The sequence below is a fragment of the Candidatus Nanoarchaeia archaeon genome, assembly GCA_035290625.1.
Lineage (GTDB): Archaea > Nanobdellota > Nanobdellia > Woesearchaeales > DATDTY01 > DATDTY01.
Map to the genome: position 1 here is coordinate 1 of DATDTY010000060.1, position 10,001 is coordinate 10,001.

A 10,001-nucleotide genomic window follows, 5' to 3' on the forward strand; every position below is an offset into this window, starting at 1 on the left:
GACTTCGACTGCCTGATGATATGCTTCCTCTGTGAGGTCCATGGACGAAGATTTGCCAGTACTGCTATTTAAATTCTTGCTTTGAGAAGCTCGGTAGAAGATGGCGATGGCGGCCATTTGTGAGCCCCTGAAGCCAAGGACACAATAACGACAAGGGGGTTGCCACAATCAAAACGCCGTCGGGCGTTTTGGTGTGCCAAAAGAGCGTAGCTCTTTTTAGCACCTTCGGGGAATGTCGCTTAACACTCAAAACAACACTGGGCGAAGTTTGCGGCAGCCGGTGGCTTGTTAGCGAGTGAGAACGAGCTCACTCGCAAGCCACAGCGAGATTTCACCGGAGCCCCTACGGTATGATCCTGAACCTTGTGCTGATGAGGAGCCAGTCGAAGACCCAGAGAAGGATGGCAATGAGCAGTAGAGCAGGAGCAAGCGGCAGGGTGATTGTCTTTCGCGTAAAGTCCGCAATCTGCGAGAATGCCGTATTCAATTCCGGAATGTCCTGGCCCCGGAAATACAAGCCTCCGGTCTGCTCTGCGATCTCTTTGAGAGTCTCCTCATCAAGCTTTGTCGTCACGTTGAGATCCCGGAAGAATCCGCCTTCGAGCGTGCCTACCCCAATTGTATGAACGACTACATCCTTCTGGCTTGCGTATGAAATTGCATCATTTGGCCCGACGCCGATATTGCTCTGCCCATCAGTCAGCAGAATGACTGCCTTTGCGTTTTTTGCCTGGCTCAGCAGATTCACTGATGTGATGATTGCGCCTCCAAGGTCAGTTCCTCCAATGTTCCTTATTGCAATGCGCTGTATAGCATTTCCCACCTCTGCTTCCGAATCTGTCATGTCCAATTCAATGAAGCTGGTTCCGGAGAAGGTCACCAGGCCAATGGACGCAGGTGAAACAAGCTTTTGAAAGGCGCCCGCAGCCTCTTTGGCAGCCTCAAGGCGATTCGGCTGCAAGTCTTCGCTCAGCATTGATGATGAGATGTCAATCGCGAGGACAAAATCAAAATTTGGGGCCTCTCCACTGTAGGAATAGATCAGGCCGGAAACTGCCAGCACAAGGCAGGTTAAAGATGTGACCCTTACCGCCAAGGGCACAAGGTTTTTGTACTGAAAGATGCTCAGGAGGGGCTGTTCCTTCTCCATGCGCCGCCTGATCTTTGCCAGGGCCTCAAAGTTGGCGAATTCTATCGCCTTCTGGCTGCTGGAGCGCAGGCTGACAAAATGGACAATAATGAGGAATGGTATGCTTAGGAAAAACCAGAGGTATTGCGGGTTGGTAAATTCAAATGCCATCTTTCACTTCTCTCACCTGAATTTCCTCTGCCTGCGCCTGAAGAAGTCTATCAGCGGTGTTACGAAGGCTTTGTCTGTTGAGAGCGCTATGAAGTCAGCGCCTTTCTGAAAAAACATGTTCTGGATTTCGTGCTCCTGTTCCTTCACATAGGACTCGTATGCATCCTTCATATCCTCAGGAACAAAGAGCAGCTGCTTCCCTGTGAAGGGGTCCTTTACCATGACCTGGACATTGTCCTGGGGAAGCGTTCTGTCGCGTGGGTCCCGAATCATCACACCTATAAGGTCAAGCTTCTGGCTAGCAACGCTCAGGTATTTCGTATAGTCTTCTTTTATGCCGATAAAATCCGAGACAACAAACGTCATGGTTCCTTTTGGAAGCCTCTTCACGCAAAATTCCAGCGCATTGCTCAGATTGCAGCCGCCGCCATAATTTCCCGGGTTTTCGAGGTCCTGCGTCAACTGGAAGAACCGGATCTTTGTGCTGGCAGGAGGAACTTTCTTGTGCACATGCTCATTGAAAAAGGCATAGCCTACAGCATCGCGGTTCCCGAGCATCACATACGCAAACGATGCAACAAACTCCGCTGCGTATTCGCTTTTCAGCTTTTCAGTCGATCCATACATCATTGAGGCGCTTGTGTCGACAAGGAAGAAAATATTGAGGTTTCGCTCCTCCATAAACTCCTTGATCAGGAGCTGGTCTGATCTTCTGGAAGCTTTCCAGTCGATTAGCGTGGCATCATCATTCTGTGTGTAGGGGCGGTAACCCACAAACTCAAGGCCAGATCCCCTGAATGCGGACTGGTAGCCTCCGCTGAGGCCCCCTCCGATGAGATCCTTGGTAGCAAGCTCTATCTGCTTGACAATCTTTGATATGTCTATATGGAGCCTTGCCATTAGGGTATTGGCACCCTGACCAGAATCTCTTTCACTACATCATCAGTCCTGATTCCTTCAGCTATCCCCTCATAGTTCAGAAGGATCCTGTGCCTGAGAATGTCCAGGGCAACATTCTTTACAAACTGCGGGTCTACATAGTCGCTTCCGTGGAGCAATGCCTCAGCCTTTGCAGCAATGCTGAGGTTGATTGATGCGCGGGGAGACGCCCCCCACTCAATATACTTCCCCAAGGCCACATTGTACTTTTGGGGGTGGCGGCTGGCATCAACGATGCTGACTATGTACTTCTTAATATCCTCTCCCAGATATATATCCTTCACTACCTGCTGCATCTTCACAATGTCATTTGGCCCTACAATATTCTTCAGCTGGTACTCTTCGAACTTGTGGATATTGATATTCGTGTCGATCACTGTCTTCTCCTCATCCAGTGAGGGGTAATCGATCAGGATTTTGAACAGGAACCTGTCCATCTGCGCTTCAGGAAGCTGGTAGGTTCCTGTGGACTCGATGGGGTTTTGCGTTGCCATGACAAAGAAGGGATCCTGAAGCCGAAAGGTTTCTTTTCCGATTGTGACCTGCTTTTCCTGCATAGCTTCCAGCAAGGCAGACTGCGTCTTTGCAGGAGCGCGGTTGATCTCATCTGCCAAAACGAATTCAGCGAAGATCGGGCCTTTTACGATGCTGAATCCCTTGCGCTCTTCATAGATCGTGATTCCAGTGATGTCTGTAGGGAGCAGGTCAACAGTAAACTGGATTCGCGAGAACTTGCAGCCTGTCACTGCCGCCAATGCCCGGATCACAAGCGTTTTTGCAGTTCCCGGAACCCCCTCCACCAGCACATGCCCGTTTGCGAGAAGCGCCCTCAGCAGGCCTGTTATGATTCTTTCCTGGCCAACAATGATCCTTGACAGCTCCTTGCGTATACTTTCAAGCTGTGCTGCGTACTGCCTGATGTCTTGCCCCTGATTGCCCATGCCACCAGCCAACCTTTTTTGCCTTTATTAAGCTTTAGTGTTACTCTGCAATGCTCCTAATCTTTTTTAAAGCGTCGAGTTCCTAGCAGGTGTATGGCGTATGTGAAGGCGAAGCCTGTTTTGGTTAGTGGTATCTTTGTGCTTGCTGCGTCTTCTGTCTCTGCTGTTCAAATCCTTGGAGAGGAATATCCTCTGCTTATCCTGTTGCCGATCCCGATTATCGTTCTCATGATGCTCATCTTTGCTGTGCTTCTCATCCGTGACCTCTTCCGCAAACGATCGCCTAAGAAACCGGAACTGCGGCCTCTGGCTGGGGCTCCTCCAAAGCGATGGCACGGTTTCAGGACATTGTTCCGTAAGCCTTCGGGAAGCATCCCTGAGCTCAGGCATCTTGAATCATACGAACACGCACTTGAGATTATTGATGAACTTGAGCAGGATCTTGCTTATACTGATTCTTACACAGTCTTTGAGAGGCTTATCCAAACCATCAGGAGATTTTTTGCAGACTACCTCAACATCAATTATGAATTCACGTATGAGGAACTTGAGCAGGAATTGGCAAAGAACAACAAGGACATCATCTTTTTTTCAAAAAATCTTTCCAAGCTCCAGTACAGCCAGGATGGATATTCCAAAAATGAGCTTCGCGGCCTTATTGGAGAATTTCGGTCCATCATCATGAAGCTTGCTGACCGCAAACGATCCCAGCTTAAAGGCATATTTAAATCTGAGGCAGACCACCATGAAAAGGTCAAGAAAATCGACGATTTGCTGGCCAAGGGGCGGCAAACCCTCCAGGACAATCCAAGGGAAGCAGTTGGAGTCTATCGTGATATCTATACTGCCTACCAGAACCTCGCTTCATCGGAGAAACAGATTGTTGGGCAGCGGATTCGGGCATTTTATTCTGATCTTCAGCAGCATCTGAAAGGGTAAGCTTGGCGCAAATCTTAACTCGACAGTGGCAATATGTTGTTAATGCTCATTACTATCAACTGAGAAAAGTCTTATTTTATCGGAAGGGAATGGGCGCTTGCCTTATGTCAATAGGTACCCATTCACCCCAAATAGGAAGTAATAAATAAGACTTCCATCTTAAGGATACTGCTTAAAATATTAACCAAGGAGGTGAAAAATGAAGCAGAAAAACTCGAAAAACTCGACCTATTTAGTTTTGATTCTAGCCGCTGTGGCAATATTCTTATTAGGCTATGTCCAGAGTTCGGGCATAACCGGGGAAGCAAAAAATCCTCTGGTAAAAACACAGTGCAACGATGGCGTGGACAACGATGGAGATGGCTATTGTGATTATTTGACTAAAAGCACAAGATGTAGAGATGGCTCTCTACCTGGTGATGCAGACTGTGCAAGCAAGGAAGACAACAAGGAATTGCCAGACTGTGAGCCTGTGCCAGAAAGATGCGACGGCTTTGACAATAACTGCAATGGCCAGGCTGATGAAAATCTGTCAATAGCATGCAGCACAGCAGGCGATTGCGGGCAATCAGGATGGACAGGCACTCCGTATTGCGGGGGTGATGGAAATGTGCACAGGGAATTCACGAGTTATGCGTGCAGTTTCCCAGGAACCTGCAGTTCAAGCTGCTCCAGCCAGACCGTAGATTATGTATACCAATGGTGCTCAAATTGGTGCTTGAGCGGACAGTGCTTGCCTAGTGGAAATCAAACAAATTCCACGGGTTGATTTTTTTATTTTTTTTATTTTATATTTTGGTGCCATGATTGCTACTGCTTTTTTGTGAGTGCTCCCCCCCGATTGGTCTTGATGGCCCTCCGGGCTTGTTGGGATCGTGCGGCCCCTGCGCCTTATCCTCCTCCTTCTCCCCTTGCCTTGTAGTATCCGTACATGAGCATTCCAAGAAGGATCAATGCTGTCAGCTCTCCGATGAAGATCATTACGTCTCTTGCCCTGAACCTTGGGGGAGATTTCAGCGCTGCCTGGACTCCTGTCCTGTCCCGGCATGCCTCTATGGCCTGCTCAACGAGAGCCAGGGCCTGCTTAAGATTCCCCAGCTGCTCCTGAGCTTCTGCTTCGTCGATCAAATACCGCAGGGTATTGCATTCAGGATTCTGGCTGAAGAGGTCTTTGGCAAACTCCAGCTCTCTCAGAAGACTTGATCTATTCAAGCCTTCCCTGTCTGTAATGTCAATGTACACTACTAATGATTCCGAGATATCCGGCTTTCTTGCAGCAGCAGTGATATTAATCGCTCTTCTTCCAAACTTTGCGTTTGGCTGCGATGCAATGCTGAGATTCAGGAGCGATGCTTCCTGTATATTGAGCAGGCTTAAGTACTGCGGGCTTATATTCACTTTGAGATCATCGTCATCACTGGCTGCGCTTAGGGAGATGCCATTGACAGCAAGCTGGCCGATATTTGTAATCTTAATGGGATTCTGGGTTTCCTGGCTGATGTAGAGGGCAAGCGGCTCGACTGCCTCCATCTTCAATGACACAACCTTGGTTTCAAGCTTAGGAGGGGCAGCTGGAGACAGAGGAGCTCCTGTGACTACAGTTCTTGTTATTGTGGTTACAGGCTCCCCAATGAGGTAATAGCCTGTTCTGTTGTCCTCTATTGAGATTGTTTTTTGCGTATTGTCCAGTATTGATGTGAGCTGCGCCCATACGCATGAGGAAGTGTCTGCGCAGTAGTAGGCTGCAAGGCTGTTTTCTGCGTCAATTGCAGACTGGGCATCTGAATAGTTATACGTGATTGTAAAGTTCTGGTAATTCGTAAAATTGGTATGCAGGCCGAACTGAAGAAGGGATCGCGTAGATGAAGGAGGGATGATGCCTGTTCCCATATCTGTGTAATTGAACAGGAAAGTGATATTGGACGCATTGGCCCTGTTTACGACAATGGATGGCCCTGAGGTTATTCCTTCAATATTGTTTATGCTTTCGATTGGCACAGAGTGGTTGCTGCCTGTTCCGAGAAGAGAGGCTCCGCATCTATCCCTGAGCTTGAATCCTGTAATGCCGATGCCTGTGAGGTTGATTGGCTTGGTGCCATTCCCAACAGCAAAGGAATAGACTGTTCCATTGAGGACCGCAGTGTTTGCATTGATATCCGTAACTGATGCTGTGAGAGTATAATTCCCTGTTTCATTAATGAAGTAAGAGGAATAATAGGTTGTTGCGAGGCCGGATTGCTCGCTGCGATCCACAGAAAGGTTGAGGGTTGCCGATGCTGGAGTTAAAATTGTGATGTTGGTTGAATTCAATGGCGCGCTGTCTGTAACCTTCCATACAAGCGTTGCATTGCTGTTATTGAAGATATAGCTCTCGTTTGAGCAAACATACTCTATCCTTGGGGCTGCTGAGGAATTTGATATCCTGGCTATTATGAACGCCCTGGTTGTGTCCTGATTTGAGCTATTGTAGCCGATTGCGGTTATGTTAACCAGGGTTTTCCGGAGATCAGGGATTGTGAGGGTGACTGACCAGTCATTTGCTGCGCTTGCTGTGTATTGGGTTCCATTAATCTCAATAACAACATTGCTGATCCAGTCAGCTCCCCTGAGATTCTGCACTGTAATTGTCTGAGCAGATCCTCTCTGCAGGACTGAATCATTCAATGGGCTTGTGATGTTAATGGCTGAATCCTTTGAATCCAAAACCGATACGTTCGAGTATGCTGAATAATTGAATCCGTCATAGGCACGGACACGCCAGTATTTTGTTCCTGCTGAAAGGCTTGCGTTGGTGAAGATGTTGCTGAACATTGTTTGGGATATATTCACAACAACGAGGTCAAAGGAGGCAAAGGAGGCATCATTTCCAACCTCAAGCTCATAGGTTACATTATCATTATCGCTGTCTATTGAGGGGTTCCAGCCAAAGATGATATTGTTTGCGGCCTTGATAGAATTGTTGATTGGAGCTGCGAGGCTGGGTGCTGGAGGGGAGTTTCTATTGGAGATGTTAAAGGATTGCAAGGAGCCTGTTGTCATGTTGCCTGCGGAGTCATTTGCATAATACCTCCATCCTACAACTTCGCCTGTTGAGAAGTTTCCAGAGCCAATCGTGAAGGTATAATTTCCTGCGTTGTTTGCTGTTACTGTGATGTTCTGCCATTCTCCTGTCCAGTTTCCTGAGATCCAGGCCTGGTTGAGGTTGTCGTCAACTACGGTAGCGTTTGCAAGGACACTGGTGTTTGCGTAAATGATAGGCGTTTCTCCGCTTGTGTTTGTTTCTCCTGTAATCACAGGAGCAGAGCGGTCAATGATGTACTTGAATGCCTGGGTTGAGGATCTGTTGAACCCTTCTGTATCGTATGCAATAACCTTCCAGAACCAGGTTTTGTTGGTTGACCAGACATCGTCTGCTGTTGCATTCGTTGAGTTTACTCCTGTTGTATTGTAGATGAACTCTATGGATTCAAATGTTCCTGTGTCGTCAACAAGGATTGAGTAGTTTGCAAATACTGAGCTGCTTGATGCCTGCCATCTCAGGAATGGAGATTGGTTTCCTGATACTGTTCCGTCTTTAGGCTCAAGGAGCGCAAAGGGATCTGGACCCTGGCCGATCAAGGTTAGTGTGTAATTTGTTGCATTACTGTTTCCTGCTTGGTCAATGATTATTGCAGTCAAGGTGCAATTTCCTGTGCTTGGGCAGCCGAGGGTTGAAGGAGTTGCTGCAAGCCAGGAGATGTTTGTGCCGTCTCCGTTCTGAGTCATGACTGAGCCATTGATTGTGATGTTTGCCTGGGAGCCGGTATCATTGGCCCTTATTGTGAAGTTCACATTCTGGTTTTGGCCTGTGATATTTAATGGAGCTTTATTTGAGGTAAAGTTGTGGATGGTTGGGAAGGTGTCGTCAATGCTGATGTTCATGCCTTCGCTTGTGTTTGATTGATCAACAAGATCTGTTATATTAAAGGCGAGAGAGCAGACTCCGCTTGTTGGGCATCCTAATTGTGTGGTGGTGTTGATCGTGTACCAATACAGGTTGCCTATCAGCAGATAGGTTCTGTTCAGGCTGATGTTTTTGATATGATCTGAGGCGCTGATGTTGAAGGTGAGGTTCACGTCGCTTCTTGTCACATTATTTGTCTTGTTGGTGAAGATGGCCGAGACTGTGGGAGTTGAGTTATCCACAGTAAAGTTATACGCAGCAGTCTTGAAGTTTCCAGCCTTGTCCAAGGCTGTTGCATTCAGCTGGCAATTATCGTTTGCAGGGCAGCCGAAGCCTGCTGTTGTGTTCGTGCTCCACCAGTTGTTGCCAGCCTGGATCAGATAGGTTCCATTGATGCTGACATTCAGGATGTTGGTGTCTGTCACTGTCACAGTCAAATTGAGCAGCCTGTCAGCCCTTGTTACATTGTCTGTGTCATTTGACTTGAATTCGGAGATGACAGGAGCTGTATTGTCTATGGTTAGGGTTATGGTCTGGCTTGTGTTCTCTCCATCTCCAATAGTTGCGTTGAGTATCAGAGTACAGCTTCCTTCAGCAACACAGCCCAGGCTTGACGGGGTTGAAGTCAACCACCAGATATTGTTTGAGGATTGTGTGAGGCTTGTGCCGTTCAGGTTAACCAAAAGCGTTCCTGCCTCTACTGTAGTCACTACAGCAGAAAAGTTTACTGTATTTGCAGATCTTGTGATGTTCTCGGTTGCGTTGGAGTTTAGTGCGGTTACACTTGGAGGCCTGAATTTGACTGTAAATCTGGTTGAATTCGCCGGGCTTCCTAAACTCAAGTAGTCTATAGGCGTAACTTCACAGGTCCAGTTTTCTCCAGGTGCTGTGAAGTTATAAATCATTGTTGCCAGGGATTCTGTATGGTTGCCTAATCCGGAGATGTAATGCTGGTAGATTTCTGAAGATAAGAGAGAGCGGTTATAGATTTTGACATCGTCTATTGTTCCGTTGAAAAAATTCACTTGGGAATCAAGCGAACCAATGAAAAAGTCGTAGCCGCTTTGCTGGACACTTCCTGACGTTGCCTGGCTTCCTGACGATACACCATCGAGGTAGAGTGTCAACTGTGAATTGTCGTATGTTGCTGCAGCATGATACCATCTTCCTTGTGATATGGGTGTTGATGCGCTCTGAAGCGCTCCAGTATTCACAATGGCTATCAGCGAGCTTGCATTTACTTTTATTCCATAGGATCCCTGCTTTTCTGCGATTGACTTTGAGGAGGAGGTGTAATTGAGATGTATGCTGTCCATTATAGGGGTATTGGAGCTATTTGATCTTAACTGGATTCGGTAGTAAAAATTCGATCCGTACCAGTTCAGGGCTGAAAGGCTTATACCACCGGCCCCCAGCGTCATGTTATCCCATCCGCCTATGTCGTTGCTTGAGTTGACCCATGTCTGATTATCCTGGGAAAACTGCGCACTAACATTTGTATTTTTCGGAATTGATGAAACATTATACCCGAACATATCAATGCTGGATACTGTCTGTCCTGCTAGGAGATTGACCGATGTAACATTGCCTTCAGTCTTGTATACTGTTTGAATATTGTAGATAATTTGCAAGAACCCTCCTGCTCCTGCGCCTCCAGCTACTCCACCCGCGGTCCCTGCAGTTCCTCCAGAACCAACCACTACTGTGTAGCTGGGATCTGGAACGCTCATTCCACTTTGAGTGGTCACACCGCCATTACCACCGCCCCCTCCTCCACCAGAGCCTATGTTTCCTGTGTCGGTTCCAGCCCCTCCGCCACCACCAGCCCCATATCCAATTCCTCCACTCCCTTTTGTTGCTCCATTCGACGTACCATCTGTTCCTTGTGTTAAGGTTTTATACCCACCCCCCCCCCCCCCCCCCCCCCCCCCCCCCCCCC

6 protein-coding genes are annotated in these 10,001 nt (G+C 47.8%); 2 read left to right on the forward strand and 4 right to left on the reverse strand.

Annotated features, from left to right (window positions below; all coding sequences use genetic code 11):
* Positions 1 to 343 precede the first annotated feature (343 nt).
* The 3 genes from VJB08_05635 to VJB08_05645 are packed head-to-tail and all read right to left on the reverse strand — an operon-like array spanning position 344 to position 3,180.
* Complete coding sequence (locus tag VJB08_05635) at positions 344 to 1,300, reverse strand: VWA domain-containing protein (protein HLD43436.1); 957 nt, start codon at positions 1,298 to 1,300, stop codon at positions 344 to 346.
* 12 nt (positions 1,301 to 1,312) lie between these two features.
* Positions 1,313 to 2,200 (reverse strand): DUF58 domain-containing protein, encoded by an 888-nt coding sequence (locus VJB08_05640; GenBank protein ID HLD43437.1) that lies wholly within the window; start codon positions 2,198 to 2,200, stop codon positions 1,313 to 1,315.
* Positions 2,200 to 3,180 carry a MoxR family ATPase gene (locus VJB08_05645; protein HLD43438.1) on the reverse strand — a complete coding sequence of 327 codons (981 nt, stop codon included), beginning with the start codon at positions 3,178 to 3,180 and terminating at the stop codon, positions 2,200 to 2,202. Before VJB08_05645 ends, VJB08_05640 begins: the two co-directional genes overlap by 1 nt.
* 93 nt (positions 3,181 to 3,273) lie before the next feature.
* Between VJB08_05645 and VJB08_05650 the strand changes: the two genes are divergently transcribed.
* Both VJB08_05650 and VJB08_05655 read left to right on the forward strand, forming a co-directional pair.
* Complete coding sequence (locus VJB08_05650; protein ID HLD43439.1) at positions 3,274 to 4,119, forward strand: hypothetical protein; 846 nt, start codon at positions 3,274 to 3,276, stop codon at positions 4,117 to 4,119.
* A 199-nt stretch (positions 4,120 to 4,318) separates the two neighbouring features.
* Positions 4,319 to 4,888 (forward strand): hypothetical protein, encoded by a 570-nt coding sequence (locus VJB08_05655; GenBank protein HLD43440.1) that lies wholly within the window; start codon positions 4,319 to 4,321, stop codon positions 4,886 to 4,888.
* A 122-nt stretch (positions 4,889 to 5,010) separates the two neighbouring features.
* On the opposite strand, the gene VJB08_05660 is transcribed toward VJB08_05655, so the two are convergent.
* Complete coding sequence (locus tag VJB08_05660; protein ID HLD43441.1) at positions 5,011 to 9,810, reverse strand: LamG domain-containing protein; 4,800 nt, start codon at positions 9,808 to 9,810, stop codon at positions 5,011 to 5,013.
* Positions 9,811 to 10,001 lie beyond the last annotated feature (191 nt).

Bases quoted from the DNA above. Each gene is read 5' to 3' on its own strand.
- VJB08_05635 (HLD43436.1), bottom strand. From the start codon at position 1,300: ATGGCATTTGAATTTACCAACCCGCAATACCTCTGGTTTTTCCTAAGC.
- VJB08_05640 (HLD43437.1), bottom strand. From the start codon at position 2,200: ATGGCAAGGCTCCATATAGACATATCAAAGATTGTCAAGCAGATAGAG.
- VJB08_05645 (HLD43438.1), bottom strand. From the start codon at position 3,180: ATGGGCAATCAGGGGCAAGACATCAGGCAGTACGCAGCACAGCTTGAA.
- VJB08_05650 (HLD43439.1), top strand. From the start codon at position 3,274: ATGGCGTATGTGAAGGCGAAGCCTGTTTTGGTTAGTGGTATCTTTGTG.
- VJB08_05655 (HLD43440.1), top strand. From the start codon at position 4,319: ATGAAGCAGAAAAACTCGAAAAACTCGACCTATTTAGTTTTGATTCTA.